20 protein-coding genes and 1 pseudogene are annotated in these 25,367 nt (G+C 43.4%); 5 read left to right on the forward strand and 16 right to left on the reverse strand.

Annotated features, from left to right (window positions below):
* Positions 1-138: 138 nt before the first annotated feature.
* Positions 139-1,710, reverse strand: coding sequence for a replicative DNA helicase (dnaB, locus tag Q3C19_RS13190; RefSeq protein WP_071149566.1), 1,572 nt, complete (start codon positions 1,708-1,710; stop codon positions 139-141).
* Between the two features lie 149 nt (positions 1,711-1,859).
* Here dnaB and ispE point away from each other — a divergent pair, with 149 nt between their 5' ends.
* On the forward strand, positions 1,860-2,690 hold the full coding sequence (ispE, locus tag Q3C19_RS13195) for a 4-(cytidine 5'-diphospho)-2-C-methyl-D-erythritol kinase (protein ID WP_277121644.1): 831 nt from the start codon (positions 1,860-1,862) through the stop codon (positions 2,688-2,690).
* A gap of 225 nt (positions 2,691-2,915) precedes the next feature.
* On the opposite strand, the gene Q3C19_RS13200 is transcribed toward ispE, so the two are convergent.
* From Q3C19_RS13200 to fic, 15 genes and pseudogenes are all read right to left on the reverse strand, one after another.
* Entirely contained in the window at positions 2,916-3,638 is a 723-nt protein-coding gene (locus Q3C19_RS13200) for a DUF6064 family protein (protein ID WP_277121646.1), read from the reverse strand.
* A 31-nt stretch (positions 3,639-3,669) separates the two neighbouring features.
* A complete protein-coding gene (locus tag Q3C19_RS13205; protein WP_022161710.1) occupies positions 3,670-4,176 on the reverse strand; it encodes a threonine/serine exporter family protein in 507 nt (168 codons plus the stop codon).
* Between the two features lie 44 nt (positions 4,177-4,220).
* Positions 4,221-4,988, reverse strand: a complete 768-nt coding sequence (locus Q3C19_RS13210) for a threonine/serine exporter ThrE family protein (RefSeq protein ID WP_302729872.1) — start codon at positions 4,986-4,988, stop codon at positions 4,221-4,223.
* 171 nt (positions 4,989-5,159) lie between these two features.
* The gene (gene ettA, locus Q3C19_RS13215) at positions 5,160-6,857 is read right to left on the reverse strand and encodes an energy-dependent translational throttle protein EttA (protein ID WP_302729874.1); all 1,698 of its coding nucleotides are present in this window, start codon (positions 6,855-6,857) and stop codon (positions 5,160-5,162) included.
* 458 nt (positions 6,858-7,315) lie between these two features.
* Entirely contained in the window at positions 7,316-10,012 is a 2,697-nt protein-coding gene (locus tag Q3C19_RS13220) for a DEAD/DEAH box helicase family protein (protein WP_302729876.1), read from the reverse strand.
* A 4-nt stretch (positions 10,013-10,016) separates the two neighbouring features.
* On the reverse strand, positions 10,017-10,196 hold the full coding sequence (locus Q3C19_RS13225) for a hypothetical protein (protein WP_302729878.1): 180 nt from the start codon (positions 10,194-10,196) through the stop codon (positions 10,017-10,019).
* Positions 10,197-10,439: 243 nt separating this feature from the next.
* Positions 10,440-10,673, reverse strand: a pseudogene (locus Q3C19_RS18450) (HNH endonuclease); the annotation flags it as partial.
* Positions 10,670-11,863, reverse strand: a complete 1,194-nt coding sequence (locus Q3C19_RS13230) for an AAA family ATPase (protein WP_277121661.1) — start codon at positions 11,861-11,863, stop codon at positions 10,670-10,672. The gene Q3C19_RS13230 and the pseudogene Q3C19_RS18450, both read right to left, overlap by 4 nt.
* 37 nt (positions 11,864-11,900) lie before the next feature.
* Positions 11,901-13,688 carry a site-specific DNA-methyltransferase gene (locus Q3C19_RS13235; protein WP_302729881.1) on the reverse strand — a complete coding sequence of 596 codons (1,788 nt, stop codon included), beginning with the start codon at positions 13,686-13,688 and terminating at the stop codon, positions 11,901-11,903.
* A 2-nt stretch (positions 13,689-13,690) separates the two neighbouring features.
* Positions 13,691-14,461 carry a hypothetical protein gene (locus tag Q3C19_RS13240; RefSeq protein WP_289550794.1) on the reverse strand — a complete coding sequence of 257 codons (771 nt, stop codon included), beginning with the start codon at positions 14,459-14,461 and terminating at the stop codon, positions 13,691-13,693.
* A 35-nt stretch (positions 14,462-14,496) separates the two neighbouring features.
* Complete coding sequence (locus Q3C19_RS13245) at positions 14,497-15,150, reverse strand: DUF4276 family protein (RefSeq protein WP_289550795.1); 654 nt, start codon at positions 15,148-15,150, stop codon at positions 14,497-14,499.
* Complete coding sequence (locus tag Q3C19_RS13250) at positions 15,147-16,241, reverse strand: AAA family ATPase (protein ID WP_277121672.1); 1,095 nt, start codon at positions 16,239-16,241, stop codon at positions 15,147-15,149. Before Q3C19_RS13250 ends, Q3C19_RS13245 begins: the two co-directional genes overlap by 4 nt.
* A 4-nt stretch (positions 16,242-16,245) precedes the next feature.
* Positions 16,246-19,149 (reverse strand): SNF2-related protein, encoded by a 2,904-nt coding sequence (locus Q3C19_RS13255; protein WP_302729884.1) that lies wholly within the window; start codon positions 19,147-19,149, stop codon positions 16,246-16,248.
* Between the two features lie 144 nt (positions 19,150-19,293).
* Positions 19,294-19,524, reverse strand: a complete 231-nt coding sequence (locus Q3C19_RS13260; protein WP_302729886.1) for a hypothetical protein — start codon at positions 19,522-19,524, stop codon at positions 19,294-19,296.
* 328 nt (positions 19,525-19,852) lie between these two features.
* Complete coding sequence (fic, locus tag Q3C19_RS13265) at positions 19,853-20,413, reverse strand: protein adenylyltransferase Fic (protein ID WP_071149555.1); 561 nt, start codon at positions 20,411-20,413, stop codon at positions 19,853-19,855.
* A gap of 650 nt (positions 20,414-21,063) precedes the next feature.
* Between fic and nagA the strand changes: the two genes are divergently transcribed.
* The 4 genes from nagA to Q3C19_RS13285 all read left to right on the forward strand — a co-directional run bounded on the left by nagA (position 21,064) and on the right by Q3C19_RS13285 (position 25,304).
* Positions 21,064-22,218, forward strand: a complete 1,155-nt coding sequence (gene nagA, locus Q3C19_RS13270; protein ID WP_302729889.1) for an N-acetylglucosamine-6-phosphate deacetylase — start codon at positions 21,064-21,066, stop codon at positions 22,216-22,218.
* Positions 22,219-22,390: 172 nt separating this feature from the next.
* Entirely contained in the window at positions 22,391-23,065 is a 675-nt protein-coding gene (locus Q3C19_RS13275) for an OmpA family protein (protein WP_302729891.1), read from the forward strand.
* Positions 23,062-23,766 carry a monofunctional biosynthetic peptidoglycan transglycosylase gene (mtgA, locus tag Q3C19_RS13280; protein WP_302729893.1) on the forward strand — a complete coding sequence of 235 codons (705 nt, stop codon included), beginning with the start codon at positions 23,062-23,064 and terminating at the stop codon, positions 23,764-23,766. Before Q3C19_RS13275 ends, mtgA begins: the two co-directional genes overlap by 4 nt.
* Before the next feature lie 134 nt (positions 23,767-23,900).
* Entirely contained in the window at positions 23,901-25,304 is a 1,404-nt protein-coding gene (locus Q3C19_RS13285; protein ID WP_302729895.1) for a TolC family protein, read from the forward strand.
* Positions 25,305-25,367: the final 63 nt, after the last annotated feature.

Genomic DNA, 25,367 nt, shown 5'->3' on the forward strand with positions numbered 1-25,367 from the left:
TATTATGCTCCAAATATATCCAGCACTTTTTTTCATCTTTTTGATGAAGTTTTTGCTAAAGCTCTAATTTATAGCAAAATACAAAAACCTGTCCAAACAGACAATTTACTCCACCCAATCCGTATATACATTATTATATTAAAATGGCAAGGGTCCATCCCCTCCCATTCCTCCAAACGGATTTTCGTTTTGAGGCATAAAATCCGCAGCAGATGGGGGCGGCGGAGTAGAAGGACTGCCAATCGGCGTATTCATTCGCGAACCAAATGTCGCTCCGCCACCTTCTGCAGGAGGTGGAATTACCATATCGTCCTCCGGATTCTGGAAACGCGTATACTGACCGATAAATCGTAGACGGACATCACCCACCGCACCATTACGATGCTTGGCTATAATTATTTCGGCCATACCACGCAAATCCGTTCCATCGGCCGACGTATATATCTTATAATATTCCGGTCGGTGAATAAAACAAACCATATCGGCATCCTGCTCGATGGCTCCCGATTCACGCAAGTCGCTCAGCTGCGGACGTTTACCCTCTTCTCCTTCACGGTTCTCCACTCCACGGTTCAACTGAGACAAAGCAATTATAGGAATATTCAGCTCTTTCGCCAATCCTTTCAGCGAACGGGAGATTGTACTTACCTCTTCCTGACGGCTTCCAAACGACATACCACTTGCATTCATCAGCTGAAGGTAGTCGATAATAATCAGCTTCACTCCGTGCTCACGTACCAGGCGTCTCGCCTTCGTACGCAGCTCAAACACCGACAACGAAGGAGTGTCGTCCACATACAAGGGGGCATCAAGCAAATCACGCAGTTTATAATCCAGTTGCTGCCATTCATAATCGGCCAACTGACCACTTTTGATTTTTTCACTTGGAATCTCGCAAACATTCGAAATCAAACGGTTTACCAGTTGGACGTTACTCATTTCAAGCGAAAACAAAGCAACCGGATTGCGATAATTCACCGCTATATTCTTCGCCATCGAAAGCACAAAGGCCGTTTTTCCCATGGCCGGACGAGCCGCAATAATAATCAAGTCCGAATTCTGCCATCCCGAAGTCATCTTGTCCAGCTTGGTGAATCCGCTCTCCAATCCACTCAAACCATCTGTTCGGGCCGCAGCTTTTTGAATCAGCTGATAAGCCTCGGCAATAACCGGATTAATCTGCGTATAATCCTTCTTCATGTTTTGCTGGGATATCTCGAAAAGCTTACCTTCCGCCTCCTGCATCAGGTCGTCCACATCCAGCGTTTCGTCAAAAGCCTTGGCCTGAATATTACTGGTAAACGTAATCAGCTCCCGAGCCAGCGCTTTTTGGGCGATGATACGTGCATGATATTCGATATGTGCCGAAGAAGCCACCTTACTGCTCAGCTGCGTGATGTAGAAAGGACCTCCGACTTCCTCCAGCTCACCTCTCTTCGCCAACTGCTCCTTCACAGTCAGGATATCAACCGGCTTCTGATTGACGGCCAAGTCTGTAATTGCAGAATATATCAACTGATGCCGGTGCTCATAGAATGATTCCGGCCTTAATATCTCGCTGACCAAAGAATAGGCATCCTTTTCAATCATCAACGCTCCCAGTACAGCCTCCTCCAGCTCCGGTGCCTGAGGCTGAATGCGCCCGTAGTCATTTACAGGCTGAGGAGCTTTTCCTCTCGAACTGCGTATTGTCTTTTTCTGTTCTGCCACAATATAAAACTCCTATTTCTAAATTTATAATCGGACAACAAAGATAACTTATTTTCCGTTTTCCACATACACTAAAACCTATATTGTTATCAACTTGTATCCACAGATTTTATTAACTTTGCAGACATATTTATAAAAATATTGCTTATATGCTTACTTTTCCAAATGCTAAAATCAATCTGGGGCTGAACATCATTGAGAAACGCCCCGACGGATACCATAATCTTGAAACCGTATTTTATCCTGTTCCGATAGAAGACGCGTTAGAAATCAATCTCTCGGACGATAAAACAGCTAAATACCGCCTGTATCAAAGCGGGCTTAAAATAGACGGAGATATCGAAAACAATCTGGTTGTAAAGGCATATAAGCTGCTGGATGCAGATTTTAATCTGCCTGCCATCGACATTCATTTATTCAAACATATTCCTTTTGGAGCCGGTCTTGGGGGCGGTTCGTCCGACGCAGCATTCATGCTACTTCTCCTTAACAATACGTTTAAGCTGAACCTGACAACCCAACAGCTGGAAGACTACGCCGCCCGATTAGGTGCCGATTGTGCCTTTTTCATTCAGAACAAGCCGACGTATGCCGAGGGCATCGGAAACATTTTTTCTTCTATCGATTTGTCCTTGAAAGACTACCGCATCGTTTTAGTGAAACCCGACATATTTGTATCTACACGAGACGCTTTTGCTAAAATCAAGCCTTACCGCCCACAGCATTCCCTAAAGGAAATCATAAAACTTCCGGTCGAAGAATGGAAACAATACATGGTAAATGATTTCGAAGCAAGCGTTTTCTCCAAGTTTCCCGCCATCGGAGACATCAAACAACAGTTATACCAATGCGGAGCCCTATACGCATCCATGAGCGGATCGGGTTCGTCTGTTTTTGGTCTGTTCCGCCCCGACGCAAACATTCCGGAAGAAACAGATTTCAGAAAAGGAGCATTTGTCTATCAAGGTCTATTGCGATAAAGCCTGCGGATATCTCTGGGGAGCAATTAAAAAAGGGAAAGCAAGGTAAACCCTATGTTATTTTCAGGCACGGATGATATGGATAACCCGTGCCTAAAAGAAAAAAGGCTGTATCAAAACTAAGTAATGGTATCTGACTCCCCTCCTTCTGGAAGGAGGAGAATTTCAGATACTTTTGTTTTGACACATCCTCTCTTCTTCCGACATTCCCTCTTACGAAAAGAATCAGTTTGTCAAACCCTGATACAGGGTAATACTAAGGAAAATACCGATAATAATGCAAATAATAATCAGAAAGCAATTCATAAACCGTGCACTTGGTTTAGTCTCTTTATGCAGGTTCTGATCGAAATAGTTTTTGAAGAACAGGTAAATAGCCGGTACGGTCGCACTTGCCAACAACAAATCTTCCGGAATCTTGTAGACATACACCTTGGAAAAGGCAATAAGTGCCCAATGACACAAAAACAAAATGACCAACAGATTGACCTTCTTCGAAAAAGACAATAACAGGCCAATGGTAAATACCGCAACCGAACAAGGCATGATAGTCGTAGTCATCGCCGGAAACTCCATACCACGCGCCCACGATAATACCGGATAAAGAAAAGGCATCAGATACAGCAGTGCTACCAGATATCGATAACGCGGATTGCGTTCAAAGGGAGTATAGTCCGTAAGCAAATCCCATAACCACAGCAAGGCCATAACTCCCCAATAAATAGCAAGTATATAGTTATAACTTCTGGTGGAGCAGTACATCATGTAATAGACCACAGAGATCCATGAATTCAAGAACACCATGTAAATCTTTACAGAACGTTTGACCCAAAGAGTCGGTTTATGATACAGCAAAGCCGTCAGTATGATACCGACAAATGTAATTACAATCTGTGCTACCCACGTATTTTCGTTATAATGCGCAATTGTATTCCAAAAAACTTCCATTCGTTATACTTTAATAATATCATTAATAATTTCAGGACTTCTCCGCTTGATCTTTATGCCTGGTCATCGAAAAAGCACGGTTAATGAACAAGAACAAAGGCATCGTTGCCCCCACCGCAAGCATAAAAATGACGCTGCATGTCACAATCGTATTCGTAAACAAATCAAGCAAATACTTATGCTGCAACACAGGATCTTGCAGGTTCTGCATGAACATAATCAGCGAGAAGACAATCTTATAGGCATACATACCAGGAATCATCGGCAGCAAGGCCGGTATATACAACACTGTCATCGGACAATAAATCCGCTTGCCCAGCAACAAACTGCCCATACCAATACTGAAAGACGCGCACAAAGAGGCCGTAGCAATATCCACTCCACAATAGGTCATCAGGCTGAAACGCAAAGCATGTCCTATGGCAGCAAGCAACGCAATGGAAGGGAAAGCACGCAAAGGAGGATCGGAGATGGCACCAAAACCTATTGCAGCAACCGCCGCAAACATTCCATCTGTCAGAATATCCAATAGTATCATTTCCTTGAATTTATTATAACTCTACAAATCAATTATTTATGCCGTTACAACAGACTGTTCCTGATCATCATCAGCGTACACGACAGGCCGACCGCAATACACAGAACCAGCAACAAAGCCTGAATCAGGCGGCTGCATCCTGTCAGCACATGACCTTCGACAATATCGATAACTCCATTCAGCAGCGGCACACCCGGTACAAGATACAGCACACTGGTAGCGATGGCCACCTCGGAAGTAGTATCAAGCGTAAGAGCCGACGAAGCCACCAGCGAAGCGACAAATGCCGAAACCACAAAAACGATGTAATGATTGATATGCTTCTTTTGCATGATCTGCTTCACATAAAATCCGATCAGAGTAGCCGAAAAGACTATGCCACGCGCTGTCCAGTCGCCCCCGAACAAAGCACAGAAAGAAGCATTGGCAAAACCTACCAGGAACAATGTACAAAGCGGATCCATTTTAGGATTGGAGATAATCTTGTTATATTTCTCCCACAGCACGTTCAGTGGCAAATGCTTATCGAAGGCTTCCCAGCTCAGCGCACTAAGCTCTGCATTCAGTTCAAAACTGATCGGGAAACTCGGAATAACCGAAACTTCATTATAAACTTCCTGATTTTCCTTATCGCACACGCTGACAACCATGGTGCGCTGAAGAATACTCATTTTTACGTCCACATTCAACGACTCTCCTATCCGACGTGTGTTCCGGACAACACGCGATGTATGCACGCCAGATCCCATTAAGCGGTTGGCATATTCCAACAAAAACCGGGTTATCTCTTTTAACTCGTTTGATGAATACATATTCAATAAGACATTATCAACTGAAAAACGCCGCAAAGTTACCGATTTTCCAGAAGATAACAGGGAAAAACACGATAGTTTTTTTAATCTTACATAACAAATAGTTGTTTTTCTAAAAAGAAAGAGAATGAGCCGCAACAGCCCATTCTCTTTCTGCTTTATCCATTCAGATCAATCGTTCATCAGCTTTCTGTAGCGCACACGGGTCGGCTCTTCCTTGCCCAGACGTTTCAGCTTGTTCTCTTCGTATTCCGAATAAGATCCTTCAAAGAAGAACACGTTCGAATTGCCTTCAAACGCCAGAATGTGTGTACAAATACGGTCCAGGAACCAACGGTCGTGGCTGATAACCACCGCACATCCCGCAAAGTCTTCCAGACCTTCTTCAAGTGCACGCAGCGTATTGACGTCGATATCATTGGTCGGCTCGTCCAGCAGCAGCACGTTGCCTTCTTCCTTCAGTGCCATGGCCAGATGCAGACGGTTGCGCTCACCACCCGAAAGCACGCCACACAGTTTTTCCTGATCGGCTCCCGAGAAATTGAAACGCGACAGATAAGCACGGGCATTTACATCCCGTCCTCCCATACGAATCAACTCATTGCCACCCGAAATGACCTGATATACGCTTTTATTCGGGTCGATATCCTTATGCTGCTGGTCGACGTAGGCCACTTTCACTGTTTCGCCCACTTCAAACTCTCCCTTATCAGCCTTTTCCAATCCCATGATCAGGCGGAAAAGTGTCGTCTTTCCGGCACCGTTCGGTCCGATGATACCTACAATACCATTAGGCGGAAGCATGAAATTCAAGTCGTCAAACAAAAGTTTGTCTCCATAAGCCTTGGCTACGTGTTTTGCCTCGATTACCTTATTACCCAGACGCGGTCCGTTCGGAATAAAGATTTCCAGCTTTTCTTCCTTCTCCTTCACATCCTCGTTCAGCAACTTGTCGTACGAGTTCAAACGAGCCTTTCCTTTGGCCTGACGGGCTTTGGGTGCCATACGTACCCACTCCAACTCTCGTTCCAACGTCTTCCGGCGTTTGCTGGCAGTCTTCTCTTCCATCTCCATGCGCTTCGTCTTCTGCTCCAGCCAGCTCGAATAGTTACCCTTCCAGGGAATACCCTCGCCACGGTCCAGTTCAAGAATCCATCCGGCCACATGATCCAGGAAGTAACGGTCGTGCGTCACAGCAATCACCGTACCTTCGTATCGCTGCAAGTGTTGCTCCAACCAGTCTATCGACTCTGCATCCAGGTGGTTGGTGGGCTCGTCCAGCAACAGCACATCCGGTTTCTGCAACAGCAGACGACACAGAGCCACACGGCGGCGTTCACCTCCAGACAAGAATTCTACCGACTGGTCTTCGGGCGGACAACGCAATGCATCCATGGCCCGTTCCAGCTTGCTGTCCAGATTCCAAGCATCGGTTGCATCAATAATATCCTGCAACTCGGCCTGTCGGGTAAACAGCTTATCCATTTTGTCCTGATCCTCGTAATACTCCGGCAGTCCGAATTTCTGGTTGATTTCTTCGTATTCGTTCAGTGCATCTACAATGGGCTGCACGCCTTCCATCACAACCTCTTTCACTGTTTTCGTCGGATCGAGATAAGGCTCCTGTGCCAGATACCCGACCGAATATCCCGGCGAGAACACCACTTCGCCCTGATATGACTTGTCCAATCCGGCGATAATCTTCAGCAAAGTAGATTTACCCGAACCATTCAGACCGATGATACCGATTTTGGCTCCATAAAAGAACGACAAATAGATATTCTTCAATACCTGCTTGTTGTTTTGCTGAATGGTCTTGTTCAGCCCTACCATCGAGAAAATAATTTTTTTATCGTCAACTGTTGCCATAAAAATTTCGTTAACAACCTGCCGCTGAGATCTATTCAGCGCATATTCAAGCCTCACCGGCAGATTCTTTCAAACTCAATTAATTAAATAAAACAAGGATTGTGCGCCGATCTTTCCGATGCTCCGGGTAAGCAATCCTCCTCTGCCATCCAGACTCCGCCAGGCATCCGCCCGCGTTCCTCCATTTGCGTATGGCAGTTCAAGTTACAAAGATACGGTATTATTTTTTAGATACAAGAATTTTGCCCACTCGTTGATCAACGTTCGTTACTTATTTCCCAAAATACTCCGCCTTCAACCAATAAGCGTAAATCGGGTCTTGGAACGAGATTTAGCCAGCTTTGTTGTCCAATACATCATTCTTGACAAGAGCTGCCTTTGAACGAACTATTGAGTGGTTGAAGAGATTTGATAACGATACATCACTTCAGTAGAGCTGATGGCTTTCTCCAATTACATTAACTCAATGCCATCAGATACTCAAAGCTGCTTGACCTGTCCACAATATCGTGGCTTAAAAGATGATACTTCCAAGGTTTTCCGCCATTCTTTGAGGTATATTCTGTTGCGTTCTTGCAATACTCCTCAGCCGCCTTTTTCTTGGCCAACACTTCTTCAGCTTTCATATCTTTGCGTGCTTTGGTTTCTACCATGTAAATAGCCTCAATTGTTTCCACAATGAAATCAGGTTCATAGCGTTGGGAACCATTGTTCCAAAAGATGGCGAACTGGGTCGGAGCAGGCCGCAACCATTTCAAAACCTTGGCATCCGCTTCCAACACATTGGCAAAATCAAGTTCCGTCTTGCTGTCGAACTTGTATTCTCGATAATAAGACTTCAGGAAACCCGTGTAGATAAATTTCTTCACATAGGTCTGCGAAACAGGATCTCTGTAATCCACCCTACCAAAGCCTTTTATTTCTGTCAAATGCTGGTCTATAATACCTGCAAAGGGCAATACTTTTGGTTTCAAATAACCTAATGAGGTTACGACAAAGTGGCGTTTCATCTGATCATAAATCATTGCGGCTATAGCTTTCCTGAATTGGTTGACTACCTTGGGCAGGTCGTTTTTATCATCCAGATAGCCCTCAATGGCTTCAACAGCCTGTCCGGCCAGGTGATACAGCAGTTCAGCATTCTCGTCATAATCCACTTCATCATAATCCATCAAAGCTCCTACTATCTGATCCATAGGCGGATCAAACTTCCGCCCTTCTACCACTTGCAACACTTCCATTGTTTTCTCCCCTGCTCCGATGCTGACCCTCAAAATTTCCTGCTTCAGTGCCGGCAGGTCAAATCCCATTCTTGTATCCAAGTCGAACCATTTGTATTCAGCCTTGCGTGCCTCCGTTTGAATAGTCATACGGGGGATTTCGATAATATTGTCAACAAAGTTTTTGATAACGATTTCAACCACCTTATCGACCTCTTCCAACAACGGCTGGGCATATTCTGACGAAAACAGAGGATTCACTTCTTTTGCACTCTTGACGATTTCACTCCTTGTCAGCACCTTGATAGCCTCTATATTTTCAGGGCGAGTCAATTCTTGGGCATTTTTTACCGCTGTATTCATCTGTGGAATTACCTTCCACACCGCCCGTTTGGCATCCGAAATGGCATGCGCATTCTTCTTCTCAATCTCTGTCTTGGCCTCCTGAACAGCCTTCTGTTCTTGGATGTCAATCAGGGTTTGGGCTTTCACAACTTCCCCTTGAACGGGTGTCAAGTCATCGTCGTCCAATTCCACATACGACATTTTGCTCAATACAGAACTGGGGTCGCTCGCCTTGGCTATCACGGCTTCAAAGTTTTCATGCGCAATGACGGTCAGCTTGTCGATGTCTGCATAACCAGTCCGCTTGCCACCATAAGGCAGGCGCAATCCTCGGCCTATCTGCTGTTCCACCAGAATAGGTGCATCAGCCGCCCGAAGAGGTACAATCGTGTACAGATTGGTCACGTCCCAACCCTCTTTCAACATATTGACGTGGATCACGATCTCTATCTTGTTGTCAGGCTTTTCCAACGAAAGGAACTGTTTGTCTATTTCTTCATCTTTCTTTGTAGAGCTATCTATCTGCAACACCTTGCCCTTGTAACGTCCGTCGAACATCTCGTCCTGTATCCGATGGAACGTTTCTGTGGCATGTTCGATATTTCGGCAGACAATCAGCACAAAGGGTTTCACCAAAGGCTGATTGTTGTTCTTGGCATACATGTCCAAATGCAGCTTGGTATGTTCGTGCACGCTGATAGCATCCTCTATCTTCAACATGTCCAGTTCCTCGACCGACAAGCCTTTCTTCTCGAAATCACGACGCTTGGCAATGGTCGGTATCTTGACATACTTTCCGTCCACCAACGCCTGTGCCAGGTTGTATTCATAGACAATGTTCTTGAACGGTTTGCCTTTTTCGTCCGTGGGCGTGGCAGTCATCTCCAAGCCTAATATCGGGCGCAATTCGTTAATGGCTTTTTTCGATGCATTGGCATGATAGCGGTGTGCCTCGTCCATCAGGATGACAAGGTCGTCCAACGAGGACAGATAGTCGAAATAAGACTGTCCCAAGTACTCGGACAACCTCCTCATGCGTGGCGTACCCTTTTTGCTGCCCTCCTTGCTTTCAGTATTGAATTTCGAGATATTGAAGATGTTTATCTGAATCTGGTTTTCGGCAAACAGGCTTCGCGCCATGTCGTAGTTCTCGCCAGTGATGATATAAGGCTCGTTGTGCACAAACTCCGAAATGCCTCTGAACACATATTTTTCGTAAGAGGGATCGCCAAAATCCTTCATAAGTTTCTCATACAGCGTCAGGTTGGGCGCCAAGATAAAGAAATGCTTGATACCCTTTGCCAAATAGAGATAGGCTATACAGGCTCCCATCAGGCGTGTTTTGCCAATGCCTGTCGCAATAGAGAAGGCAAACGAAGGAAAGTCGCGCTCAAAGTCCTTGCAGGCCGGACACACCTCTTTCACCTTGCGTAACTGTTCTTTCAAGAAAGCGGCATACGCTTCTCCATCCGACGGGCGTTTTTTGAAGTCCAACTGCTCCACCAGCTTGGCCATCACGTCCAACGCCTGTGCCAAGGGTTCGCGCAAGGAAAGGCGTTGCTTGATATTGTTACTATAAAAATTACTCATACTATCAATGCTTGTTCCACACTATTTCATCTTTAAACTCCGTTTCCAAATGATTGTCGCGGATTACCCAATACTTGAAACCCAACATTTCTTGCTCGATGGACAATTCGGCCGCAACCAAAGCCCGGTTGACCGGTGTAGGCTCCATCAGGAATGCGTTGACTTTCCCCAGAAAGTTATTCATAATCTGCTTGGTATAATCAAAAAAACGTTTTTCCTTAGTCTTACGTATAATTTGTTTCCCGCTGTGAATCAACCTCCCATTATACAAGACAAGAAGCATGTTAATTGTATTTTTATGCATTACATCTTCAACCACACTCAAAAAAACAGCTTCGTTTTTCTCGAAATCAATTCTTTGAATTATCTCATCCTCTATATTAATAATTGACGGATAAATATTATCATCAAAAGAATTTCTTTTCTTTCCATTACAATATCTACAAGATAAAAACAAGTTACTCCAAGTATTGGTTAATATAGGATAATTCTTTTGACTTCTATAATGTTCTATTTCAAAATCTGTGATTAACCGACGCTCACAAATATAACATTTCTCGTGTTGGTCCTCCAGTAATTGCGCCTTTACGTCCTCTCCATCATATTGGGAGGTAGTCAACAAAGAGGACGGAACGTTCTCGCTCTTTCTTTCCCTGATCATGACAACACTGTTTTAAGAACCGACGCATATCTGTTTTTGATTGTCAGATAAGCCCCTACCAGGTTGGGCGAAACCGACTCCGGCACTTTATCCAAATCCTCGACAAGCTGCCTGATATCATACTTGTCCGAATCGGTCAGACCGCTTTTCTGCAATAGCGATTCCAGCCGCTCCAGCTGCATCTGCATATAGCTGGACTCGGAGGAGACTCCGAAATAGCCTTCGGCCAAAGCCTCGTAAGAGTATTGGGTCAATTCGCTGATGGTTTCGCGATGCTCCAAATCGAATGCTACAGCGTTATCCAACGAATTGAGTACAAACGGCGAATGCGTCGTAATGATGAACTGTATGTTGGGGAATATCTTTGTCAGGAAAGGCATAATCATCTTTTGCAACTCCAGATGCAGATGAGTTTCCACTTCGTCTATTAACACAATTCCTTTCTTCTGATAGGCGCGTGTCAAACGATCTTCTGCCTGCATCTTCAGAATCAGATCGACCACAATATCCAAGATGGCAGCATAGCCATCGGACACTTCCGTAAACTTGAATTCCTTTCCTTCCGTCAAGATACGGAAGCTATAGTCCTTGTAATTAAACTTCAGGTGTAAATCCTTATCTTGAAAAATTTGGCAAAGGAGTCCCTCAAAATCAATAAACCATTGGTTGATTTCTTCCGCATCTTCCATCTGATTTTCATTGCGGGCCAAGGCTTCTTGGATTTTCAGATCGGATAAGAAGTTCAGAAATTGATCGGTCACTGTAGCCCGTACCTTACCAAACCTATTATACACAGGTTTTGTAGGGTTCTTAGGCTCAACCATTTGAGGTTTTCGGGCTGCCTGATAGAATGCGACAATGAAATCACCTTTGGCAAATTCAGCGATAAACTTCCTGATGTCAACAAAGTCAATGCGAATTCTATTCTCAATACCTCCATATTTAGCCAAAGGCGAATGGAAAAAAGCCCGAAACTTTTCTTCCGGTGGATTAAGTAACATCAAGAATGTTGTGGGATTATTTTTTATTCCTTCCATCTGATCCGCTATTGCATTCAGCAACACCGTTTTACCGCTACCATTCTTACCCGTTATCATCAAGTGCGGCGTCTGTTTGTCGGCAATGGGTATATCAAAGTCTTTCAGATGGAACAATTCGTTGATATGTATATTTTTAATGAAGTAATTCATACGCTTATTCATTTAAAGTGATTCACAATAATTTATCTTATTCTTCTTCATCCATTTCCTCCTCACATTCCACTTCAGGCACCTCAATGATATTCAACGAATAATCATCCTTGCCGAACTCGCATCGGCCCAACAACATTTGAGGGATTTTCTTGATGGAAATATTGCTGAAAGCCTGCTTGCATTCGCGCTGAAACGACGTGCAACAGATAAGCAGGGATTCATCTTCCGCCATCGTCTCGTGAATAGCCGCCAACGATTCTACGGTCAGGAACTGGGTCGTCGTGTAAATATAATCAGTTTCAGATCCAAAGCCCTGTTTCCAATAGGTTTCTTGGCTGGGCTGATAGGTGTAACCTTCCTGCTTAGCCATAGCTGCTGCCAGCATGTCGGCATTGTATTCTTTATTGATGACCAAATTGCCGAACTTATCTTTCTTCAGCAGGCTTGGAGCCAGTTCATAGAACTTGAAGCCACTCCCTCCCTGCCAATTCTGCGCCTTGCTGATGCCGCCTTGGTCGGTACCTTCTGTCACCATTTTCAAGCGAGGTACGCAATGTGTATAAGCATGTTCGCCAAGCTCAATACCAATGTATCGACGCCCCATCTTTTGAGCTACGGCGGCTGTTGTTCCTGAACCTAAGAAGCTGTCAAGAACAATATCATTCTCATTAGTTGATAATTCTATAATACGTTGAATTAACATTTCAGGTTTTTGTCCCTTAGGAAATCTTACGCCACCCTCTCTAGTTACATTATTCCAATTAAAACCATCCCAAAAAGTTCCTACCTTTTCTTTTTTAAAAACATAATTCCTTTTTTGCTCAGCAACGTTTTTAAACCAACTTACTAACCTCTTTTGCTCTCCGATAAACAGCACTTCTGTTTTTTTCCCTTTATTTTTACCTGAAATAGGTATATATTCTATTGAATATAAGCTATTTTCTGTATCTGTTGCTTCTTGAACTCTTGTTCGTATAGAAGTTTGGGCATTTTCTGTGGTACATATTCTATCGAAATATAAATTATATACTTCTATTTCAGAAATAGCATTTTCTTCTGCAATTTTTTTTACGCTCTTAGTTTGATAATTTGTATGTTTATAAATGATTATATCTTGATTACTACCATCTTTAATTGTCTTGTAATATGTCTTTTCTCCAGTGGAAATAAACACAGTTGTATATTTAAAACTTTTATTTTCCACTCTCATATCCTCAAGATAATTACTTAATTCAGTTTCTTGATAAACATCATTAAATTTCATAAAATTCTCTTTTCCATAGCATAATATAAACTCTATATTTTTTTTTAAACGCCTATCTTCTCCTCCTCCGCTGGCTCCTGAAGTTTCCTTTGTCTTTACAGTTATTGTATTAATATATGCAGATTTACCAAATAGTTCATTCATGATTAGTCTAAGATGGCTCATATAATTATCATCTATTTGAACAAAAATCACGCCATCTTTAGCTAATAAATTCTTTAATAGTTCCAACCGTTGATACATTAATGATAACCAAATAGAAACTTCAAGGCCATCATCATAATACTCAAAAGCTTGCCCAGTATTATAAGGAGGATCAATATAGATACACTTCACCTGCCCTGCATAATCTTGTTCGAGAGCTTTTAATGCCAACAGATTATCCCCATGAATCAACATATTACCATTCCAAGGCTTTCCGTTGGGCAAAATCCCTGTTTCAGGCTCTCCGTATGAATAGTCTTTGTTCTCTATCAATATCCGTGGCTCCAAAGGCTTTCTTTCATCGTATTTACCTATCCACGTGAGTTCGAGTTTATTTAGTTTATTCTGTTGCATAATCATTCTTGTTTTATTTCTTTTGCAGATTCATTCTCTTTATTACTTTTTTCAATGCACTTAGAGATAATATCAAGACTCTTTTGTATTGAATGGCAATGTGGTATAGCTTTTGCTGAAGATATGCTTCTCTCAATATTCTCTACTGCAATAGTTAAATCATCAGTAACACGAGCAAATTTCTTCCCAATTATCTCACTCATATTACATGAGAAACTTACTTCCATATTCTTACAATATACACCTTTGACCGATAATATAATATTTTTATTAGCAAAATGACTTTCTATTTCATCTCCAGCCCCAATATAAACATACTTTGTGCTTTTCCCATCTATATAAAATGGTTCAATGAATCTATCAAAACATGCTTTTGCTTCTGGGCTCGGTAAAGAATCATAGAATTCATCATTTATAGAAAGCCTCACATTGTATGCTGGATATAATCCTATATTGCTAACTTTAAGAAATAGTTTTTTTTGAGAAATACCAACTGAAAGAATAAGATTAGGCAACCGTTCTTCATCCCATTGTCTTTTCATTTCATCAAATTGTTTTTTATTTTGTTCCAATGCTTCAAATGTTATTAATACCATTGCAAACGAAGCTATAGAACTTATATATGAAGCCCAAAAAGTTATCCAGTCAGATTCATTCCCAGCAACTGTCCATCCAAACGGATTTTTGGATATTACGATAGTATTAATAAATATAGGAACAAATATAAATACAATTAAAAAGTAAAATTTGTATTTCAAAAAAAACTTTCTCATACTACTTTGTAATAACTAATTAATAGCATTGAATATTATTGAGCTTTCTCTATAATTGACTTTATCCATCCCGCAAACCGTGGACATTTCTCCAAAATGGATTTTATCCCGATTTCCAATGCAATCAGATTCCCTTCCAGCACTTTGTTGTAGTCAGACTTTATAGCCAACAATCTTTTGGAAGGTGCCCCTTCTGGAGAAGTATTAATATCTTCAGGGTTTTCGTAAGACGAAATGATGGAAGCTGTCTTTTCTGCGAGTTCTTCCGAAAAATAATACTCAAAACCTTTGTTACTGGAAAACAGCAAAGCCTCAAACTCATGCAACTGTATGTAAGAGAAGAAACGACGGTCGTCTATAGCCTTATTGATGGCCTCTTCCAACGATTTTATTTGCTCTATTTTGTCCGGCTTCTTCATGCTGTCCCCATAATGGGGCATGTCGTGAGGGAGTCTGAAAAAGTCAATAAAAGTAGTTACGATATAATCGCTTTTTTCCGACATCAAAAGAGGCTTGATCGTGTTTGCCAGATGTGAGTAGCTCACCATTCCTCCCCGGCCTGTCCGACTTGTTCGAATCAAGACAGGCGTAACGCTCAATATACCAGAATTTTGCAAGTAAGGAGAAATGACTGAGTTAACAAACTCTTGCTCCGTCTGTCCTTCAACCACAATATATACACGTTTCATAACTGCCCTCCTATCATGTTTTTCTCCCACAAATCACTGAGAGACAATTCATAATCGTCCATCCATTTTTCCAATTCTTCCCGTTCAAGATGACGAAAAACAGATTGGTTGTCCGCCCTGTCCACTACAATAATGTCTTCCACCTCAAAGCAATTGACTAAATTGGTAGATTGGGTGGACAGAATAATCTGGCTTTTGAGAGAAGCCTGCTTGACAAGTTGGGCCAATTTATTGATAGCGGCCGGATGTAAGCCCAATTCAGGCTCATCAATAATTATTACTTCCGGCATCTTAGATTGCAACAGTAAGGTTGTAAGGGCTATGAAACGCAAAGTTCCATCCGAAAAGCTATAACCATCGAGGTACATATCTGTATCCCTCTCCTCCCATTCCAGACGGATTCTTTCATTATTGTTGGCATCCGGACGGAGCTTGAAGCCTTTGAAATAAGGAGCAATGGAACGTATCACTCCCTCTATCAAGCGGAATGTCTTTTCATCGTTCAGCATCAATGAATACAGATAAGCGGCAAGGTTGGAGCCGTTATCACGCAAATATTCGTTGTCGTTAATCGGGCAATCTCCACGCATGGGAGAATTGGCACTGGTATCGTGAAAATGGTAAACGGTAAAGCTACCTAAATATTTTCTCAAGTAAGCAGCCCTCCATCTTGGATTATCCTTCAAAGAGGATTCCTCTACAGCAGAATCCCAAATAGTTCTATTCCACTTGGAATAATCTTTTTCCTGTTTACGAAAGTTGTTAAAATAATCTCCTGTTTTTTCAATATATCCTTTATTGGATTGTGATGGTTTAATTTCAAAGAAAAAAGCATTTGTATTATCAAAATCAATCAAGCCCTGAATGGACTGTGAAACTTTCCTTCCCTGGCGCAACAAGTTGTCGATACCTCCCTTGGACAAGGTATAGCTTCCCAAACGTTGTTCATATATTGCTTTGACCAATTCAAAGAATGAAATCAAATTACTTTTGCCAGCCCCGTTTGAACCAATCAATACGTTCAATCGGTTTAATGGCAGTGACAGGTCTTTTATGGACTTGTAATTCCTAATTAAAACTTGCTCTATCATATTTTTATCTTAATTTCCACTTAATCATAAACAAACATTTCCTTTCCACCTTTTGCTTTAGCATCTTTTCTATCTTGTTCAAAAGGACTTCTTTCTTTTCATCAATTTCATCTTGGGCCACATAAAGATTCTGCCGTTTCTCGACACGCTTCCGCTCCAAATCTTTAATGGCCCTTTGCGCCTTGACCCTTTCCTCCAACCGGCTTATCTTTCTGGCCTCCGATTTTCGCAATTTAATTTCTTGATCCAAGTCCGAAATCTCATGTTCCAAAGCCAACTTCATGTCGTCGGCCCAACTGTCCAATTTCTCCATTTCCTCATCAAAGAAACGATTGTTCCGATCGGATGAAGAAGAAAGTATTTCTTGGTTCATTTCTTCAACCCTGTCACTCAAACAGACGGCAACGGATTCCTCGATATGGGCAGCTGAAAGCAAGCATGCAGGCAGCATCAACATCTTTTCAGCAATCTCAGGATAAACCCAGTCGCTGCTCTCCGTCTGGCAAGCTACGACAAGATGGTCTTCCTGTTCGAAAGAGTCAATCGAAATCTTCTCTACCCGCATCACTCCACTTTGGCCGACAAGGTCTTCGAGCAACTTAGTACGCCCTTCGGTCCGTGTATAATCAAATTCGACACACGCACTCTCCTGAAGCGGGGCAAGATATCTGGCCACCACTTCCTTAGCCAACGGGCAACCGATGCGATACGGACGCTCCACTTCGTTCTCACCCTCTTTCGATAAGCTGTAAACATCGCCGTTTGCCCGAAGTGTAAAGGAAAAACGCTCTGTATCGAACACAGCCTCCTGTCTTAACGCATGCTTCGTGAGCATCCAAAGTCGTTTCTCGAACTGGTCGAGGTTCCGTCGGCTTTGCGCCAGGTTGTCCCTCAACTTTTCTTTGACAGACTCATCGAAGTTTTCCAACAAGGCCGAACGGGCCTTGAGCATCTTTTCAGAAATCTGCTCCTGCATTTCGGTTTGCAGGGCATCGAAAGCCCGCTCTATCTCGACTGTTGTCCGACATTCGTTGTATATCTGCGCTATACGTTTCTCGAAATCGACCCCGCTTCCAATGCTGCCCAGCACTTCGTCGCTGGCACCAAACACGCCGTTGAACAACTGAAACTTCTGATCCAGCAAATCATAGACACGCACGTCGGCCGCATTGCCTTTATTCAAAAAGTTAATCACCACGACGTCGAACTTCTGTCCGTAGCGATGACAGCGCCCTATTCGCTGCTCGATGCGTTGGGGATTCCAAGGCATATCGTAATTGACGATAAGGGAACAGAACTGGAGGTTGATGCCTTCGGCTGCCGCCTCGGTGGCAATCATAATGGTAGCCTCGTTTCGGAAGTAATCCACAATAGCTGCCCTTCTGTCAGCCGTGGGCGAACCAGTGATTTTGACTGTACCCTTGTGCTTGTCCATCCATGCACGATAAATGGCCGTTGATTCCTTATCCGAATTGGTGCCATTGAAACGGACCACACGCCCCTTATATCCTCGTTTTCCGAGCAGTTCATAAAGAAACTCCTGCGTCCTTCTGGATTCTGTGAAGATAAGTGCCTTGGGAGCAGCTCCTAAACTCCTTAACTGCTCAAAACCTTTGTCCAAAGCTACGAACAAATGTTCTGCCTTGCTGTTCTTCCTGATTTTCTCGGCAAGGTCTCTAAAGGTTTCCAGCTCCTTAATTTCTTTGCGGATACCTTCTATATCGACCGGATGAAGTTCTTCAGCCTCGTAAGTTTCCACTTCTTCTGCATCCACCCATTCATCGTTATCGTCGGCATATTCATTGACAATGTCATTATCCCCAATGGAGGCCGCTTTATTTCTGTCCAACATAGTTTGCAAACGTGCAATTAGCGAACAGATAGTGCCATAAATAGCATAGGTGGAGGAAGCCAACAGTTTTCTTAAAATTAACGTCATCAGTTGCCGTTGACTGTTGGGTAAAGCATATAGCCGTGGCTTGCTCAAATAATCGGTCACCATGTCGTATAGTTTCTGTTCGTTTTCCGATGGAAAGAACTCCTCGACAATAGCTATTCGCTTGGTATATTTGATGTATTCCAATACCTGCCTTCTCAAAGTGCGCTTGCAGACAGGCTGCAAACGTCTTCTCAATTCCATGTAATCCTGTTCTGTCAGGTTGTGCCCAAACTGGCTCTTAAAACTTCTCAAATCGCCAAACACATAATCGTCGATGATAGACACCAAACCATACAACTCCAAAATGGAGTTCTGCAAAGGCGTGGCAGTCATCAAAATCTTCTTTCTTGCTTCAATGGATTCTTTAATGACATTGGCAATCCTGTTTTGAGGCTTATATACATTGCGAAGTCGATGCGCCTCGTCCACAATCACCAAATCCCAAGCTGTACGCTTGATATAGGCAGCTTTCGTTTTGGCAAATTGCAAAGAGCAGATAACTATATTTTCCGTATCAAAAGGATTGAGACATCCATTTTCCACAGCCTCGTTGAACGACTTGGATTCCATGATGACAGAGGGAAGAAAGAATTTCTCCTGCAACTCGCCAGCCCATTGTTTCCTTAAATTAGCGGGACAAATGACGAGAAGCCTTCTTTTGTGTTCAGACCAATGCTGGGAAAGAATAATGCCTGCCTCAATAGTTTTACCCAATCCCACTTCATCGGCCAAAATTGCTCCTTTAGATAAAGGTGATTTAAACGCAAACAAAGCTGCTTCCACCTGATGAGGGGTCAAATCTACTTGCGCATCTTGCAAAGAGGCCGTCAATTTATCAATGTCGTTTGCTGGTAATCTCCGTGTCAAGAGGTTGGCCAGATAAATCGCCTGATAATCTGTTATGGAGACAGTTCTGTCCGACCATCCCCTTTCATTAATGAAATTACGTATGCGATTTTCTGCTTCCATTCAAGTTCAAAATAATTGTGATAAATGCAAAATTAGAAAACTTTTTCAAAAGCTTTATAACATCGTTCCCATTTTATTGAAAACGCATCCTATATTTCCAATTACAAATTACAATTAACTGAAAACAAATTGAATGAATGTGAGTTACTGTTGCAACCCCATCTCCTCCATCCACTCCTGATAGAGAGCTACCGGCCCATAGTGCCAATACTTGGTGGATTCATCAGCCAGAAGCTTGTACGTCTCCGAACGATAGAAACGGCGCATGGCTTCTATGATCGTAACGTGGTGCTCGTGGGCATAGATTTGCGTCACACAACTGACTTTGCAGGGCAGTATCAAATACAGATTCTCTTGGGTAATTTCCAAATTCATGGATAACAAGTAGTTAAAAAACAGCAATATAGTCTTACCCACAAAAAGGAATAAGACGCGGCTTATGTCAGCAAAGATAAGCATAATTCAACCAAAAACGACCGGAAAACAGCCACCAATCCAATTTCCACCATTCACACCACCAACAAAGTCCCTCTTTACCCCCTGCAAAGTTCCTCTTTAGCACCGTAAAGAGGGACTTTAGACTCCTAAAGAGACACTTTAAAAGTAATCATTGAAATCTTTTCATTTTCAAAGCAAAGTTCTAAAGCTTTGTAAACTATTTATCACTCGACAAAAAATTTGGTTGTTTAGAAAATGTAACTTATTAACTCTTACTATATCCTTCATAGTAATACGATTGCTCAATGCCTTTAAAGATAATCTCCCTATCCTCCGTTTTATCCGTCAGGGCAGGCTGAAGCAATACACGCAATTCCAAATCGTTTATAGGGCTCCGCTCCATGGCCTGTAAATACAGGTCTTTGTCCACGTTTTGCCAGTCAACCACTTTCCCTAGGTTCTTTTTCAACATCATATCCAGCCAAATGCGGGTGGCACGCCCATTTCCTTCCATAAACGGATGAGCAATGTTCATCTCCACATACTTGGCTATGATTTCCTCGAAGGTCGTCTCGGGCATTTTTTCGATGACAGGCAGAATAGCCTCCAGATACATGCTGTTGGCAAAACGGAACCCACCTTTGGCAATATTTAGCCCACGCACTTTGCCGGCAAAATCGTAAAGCCCATCAAAAAGATATTGATGAATGTCCTTCAATCCTTTGACAGTACCCACTTCGATCTTATCAATATCACCCGATTCAAACAGGCTTTGAGCTTTTTGCAAGCTCTGTTCGTCTATCTCATGTTGCTTGGTTATTCTCATACTGAAAGTAAAAAGTTATATCACCCATTTTTACTCACCGGATATAAGCCGGGAAGAGAATGGCGTTGCGAAGTTACGAAATCTTCTCTGATTCTAATTCATTTTCCTTGTATCTTTACACAGAAAATTACCATACTATCTTTGCGATCTCTGTTCAGCACTGTAAAGAGTCACTTTACGAAAGAGCTTCCAAAGCCTTCTTTTCCCAAGCAAAAAACATTACACTTGACACCCTGACATCTAAAAATACCAACTTTTTCTTCGCGCGCGTGTAGGTGAGGTTTAACACTATTGTGAATAAAAGTTAAGCTTCACCTGCACGCGCGTGAGAAAAAGTTAGAATATTGAGGGGCCAGGGTGTCAAGCTCAGGAGAAATGCTAATCCAAAACTTAAATAAAAACCGGGGGAAAACTGCGGCAAACAACCGGACTTCAGATTTTAAACTTTTATAGCAATTTTTTCAGGGAAAACATATCCTCCAATCAGTTAAATTGCGTAACTTTGTCGGAAACCTGTATTACACGATAAGCAATGGCTATACGCTATCTTATCGTCCGATACGCTCTATTGAAAAAACAACCGAGTCAGTTTCCAGAACTATACACGTGGTGTACAGAACCGGAGCGGCTCACAAAAAACTGTAAAAACAATGCTTACTCAAATTATCAACGGACGTATATTTACCCCACAAGGCTGGCTGAACGATGGCTCTGTCCTGATAAGAGACGGGAAAATCCTCGAAGTAACCAATTGCGACCTTGCTCTTATCGGAGCCCAAATGATCGATGCCAAAGGCATGTACATTGTACCGGGCTTTGTCTGCATGCATGCACATGGCGGAGGCGGACATGACTTCACGGAATGTACAGAAGAAGCCTTCCGCACCATCATCAACGCACACCTAAAGCATGGAGCTACCAGCTTCTTCCCTACCCTCTCTTCTTCACCTTTCAGTAAATTACACAAGGCCACAGAAATATGCGAACGACTGATGAACGAGCCGGGTAGTCCCATATTGGGCCTTCATATCGAAGGTCCCTACCTGAACCCGAAAATGGCAGGCGAACAGTTCAGTGACATGGTCAAAGCCATTGACGAAAACGAATACAGAGAACTTGTGGAAAACTCATGCTGCATTCGTCGTTGGGACGCTTCACCCGAACTGCCCGGTGCGCTCGACTTTGCCCGCTACCTGAAGCAAAAAGACATTCTCGTAGCCCTGTCGCACACCGAAGCCGAATACGAAGATATCAAGACTGCTTACGAAGCCGGATTCACGCATGCAGCTCATTTCTACAATGCCATGCCCGGTTTCCACAAACGTCGTGAATACAAATACGAAGGTACGGTAGAAAGTGTTTACCTGATAGACGACATGACCATCGAACTGATTGCCGACGGCGTCCATCTGCCTTCTACCATCCTGCGACTGGCCTACAAACTGAAAGGAGTAGAACGAACCTGTTTAGTGACCGATGCTCTGTCATCGGCAGCCAACGAAGGGAAACCCGTAAACGATCCACGCATCATCATCGAAGACGGAGTTTGCAAGATGGCCGACCACTCGGCCCTGGCCGGCAGTATTGCAACAAGCGATGTGCTGGTTCGTACCATGGTCAAAGCCGGCATTCCTTTAGGCGACGCCTTGCGCATGGCCTCGGAAACTCCGGCACGCATCATGGGAGTAGCCGACCGGAAAGGTTCGCTCCAGAAAGACAAAGATGCAGACATCGTGGTCTTAGACAAAGAATTAAACGTCCGTGCCGTATGGCAATGTGGAAGCTGCAAATTGCAAAACATCTGACAGCAAACCTTTGCTGATACCGGTCATCAGACGACTGAATATTCTAAAGAATGTTAATTCAAGAAACTAAATCAACGTTTCTGAAGTTTTATGCACGGCAAAGGTTTAAGACAGCAATGTCATTAGACACCGGCCCGGAAAAGACATTTATCAACCTAAAAAGAATAAGAATATGAAACAGATGAAAACAACAGCATTGATATTAAGCGGAGCCCTTTTGTTTGCAAGTTGCGGCACCATGAACAACACAACAAAAGGTGGAATCATCGGTGGAGGCTCGGGAGCTGCGGCCGGCGCTATCATCGGTGGACTGATCGGTAAAGGAAAAGGTGCAGCCATCGGAGCTGCTGTAGGAGCTGCTGTGGGAACAGGAACCGGTGTAATCATCGGTAAGAAGATGGATAAAAAGGCTGAAGAAGCAGCTAAAATAGAAGGAGCCCAAGTAGAAAAGGTCACTGATACCAACGGACTGACCGCCGTCAAAGTATCTTTCGAATCAGGCATTCTGTTCGGATTCAACTCATCTGCATTAAGCAACACATCGAAGGCCTCTTTGCGTGAACTGGCCCAAATCTTAAAAGATGATACGACAACCGACATTGCCATCATCGGACATACGGACAAGGTCGGAACTTATGAGGCCAATATCAAAGTTTCGAAAGACCGTGCCTATGCCGTAGAAAATTATCTGCAGGACTGTGGCGTCTCACCGGCACAATTCAAACAGGTGACAGGAGTGGGCTATGACCAGTATGACGAAAGCCTGTCGGCAGAGCAGAACCGCCGTGTAGAAGTCTATATGTACGCCAGCGAACAGATGATTAAAGACGCAGAAGCTCAGCAATGACATTGAAAAGACCTTTGCGAATACTTCGCAACTTGATACTGTTTTTCTTTATAACCACTATCTTTATGGTAGTGGTTTATCGTTTTATGCCTGTTTACGTCACACCACTGATGGTGATACGCAGCATCCAGCAGGTATTTGAAGGCAATTCACCACGCTGGCATCACACGTGGGTGCCTCTTACCGAAATCTCTCCCCATCTGCCCATGGCTGTCATCGCCTCGGAAGACAACCGTTTTGCTTCACACAACGGCTTCGATTTCGTGGAAATCAAGAAAGCCATGCACGAAAACAAGACCCGCAAACGCAAGAGGGGAGCAAGTACCATCAGCCAACAGACAGCCAAAAATGTATTCCTATGGCCGCAGTCGTCATGGATACGAAAGGGATTTGAAGTCTATTTCACCTGCCTCATCGAACTGTGCTGGTCGAAAGAGAGAATCATGGAAGTCTATCTGAACTCCATCGAGATGGGACCTAACATATATGGCGCACAAGCTGCTGCCAAACAAAAGTTCAAAACCACCGCCCGAAAGCTAAGCGCCGGCCAATGCGCACTGATAGCCGCCACCCTGCCCAACCCCATCCGTTTCGACTCTGCACACCCTTCACCCTACATACAGAAAAGGCAGAAACAAATTCTGAAGCTGATGAAACTTGTTCCAAAATTCCCCGATAAAAGCACTAAAAAGGAGAAATAGAACAACTGCCACTCTATCGAGAAAAAACATTTTTTAGACGGCAAAAAATGAACGAACATCTATCGTTTTTGCCACTTATCGGAAAGGAAGATACCTTTGCTTCCACAAAAGAACATCAAATTGAAGAATCCGATATGAAAAATGTTAGAAGATTGACGGTAATAACTTTCTGCATGGCCAATTGTGCGATGTTATTAGCACAAAATGACAGTATCGTACAAGCAACCGTTCAGGCAGACGTTGAGCAAACCACCAAGCTGCCCGAACAATGGGACTTGCGAACCTGCATTGACTATGCCCTCCAGCAGAACATTACGATCCGCAAGAACAAATTGAATGCTGAAAGCAGCGAAGTAGATGTCAAAACAGCCAAAGCCGCACTTTTTCCCAGTCTGTCGGCAAGCATCAGCCAGCGTATCGTAAACAGACCCAACAGTGAAAACGGAACCATCATCAGTGGGGATAACATCACCAGTAGTCAAAGCAAAACATCGTACAACGGAACTTATGGCATTGATGCCAACTGGACCCTCTACAACGGCGGCAAACGACTGAACAGTCTGAAGCAACAGCAACTGAACAGCCGCATTGCCGACCTGAGTGTAGCGCAAAGCGAGAACAGCATCGAAGAAAGTATCACCCAGATTTACATCCAGATATTATACGCTGCCGAATCGGTCAAAGTCAATGAATCGACACTGGAACTGAGCAAAGCCCAATACGAACGCGGAAAAGCCTTGTTCGAAGCCGGCAGCATCGCACAAAGCGACCTTGCCCAATTGGAAGCGCAGGTCAGTACAGACAAGTATCAACTTGTCACAGCACAAGCCACATTACAAGATTATAAATTGCAATTGAAACAACTCCTGGAATTGGACGGTGAAGAAGAGATGAACCTGTACATCCCCACCTTGGGAGATGAAAACATTCTCACTCCTCTGCCTTCAAAGTCTGATGTCTATCGCACGGCCCTCGCCCTGCGCCCGGAAATTGAGGCCGGTAAGCTGAGCGTAGAAACATCCGATTTAGATATCAAAATAGCAAAAGCCGGCTATATTCCCACTTTGAGCCTCAGTGCCGGTATCGGTAGTACCAATGCCAATGGCAACGACTTCAGCTTTTCTGAACAAATCAAACAGAACTGGAACAACTCTTTAGGATTAACGATCAGTATTCCAATCTTTACCAATCGTCAGACAAAGAGTGCCGTTCAAAAAGCAAAAATCCAAAAGCAGACGAGCGAACTAAACCTGCTTGACGAACAGAAAACGCTTTATAAGACCATTGAAAGCCTATGGCTCGATGCAAACAGCGCCCAACAGCGTTATGTGGCAGCAGTTGAAAAACTGAAAAGTACACAGATAAGCTACAACCTTATCCAGGAACAGTTTAACTTCGGCATGAAAAATACCATAGAACTGTTGACTGAAAAGAACAACCTGCTTAGCGCACAACAGGAAATGTTACAAGCCAAATACATGGCCATACTGAATACCCAATTATTGAAATTCTATCAAGGAGAACAGATTTCGATCTAATTCGTACTGCAAACAGACATTCCAAAATCACACTTTCGCAAGCTCAAGTTGCAGTTGACGAGT

Origin of the sequence: Bacteroides sp. ET489, assembly GCF_030518095.1 — a bacterium.
Classification (GTDB): domain Bacteria; phylum Bacteroidota; class Bacteroidia; order Bacteroidales; family Bacteroidaceae; genus Bacteroides; species Bacteroides ndongoniae.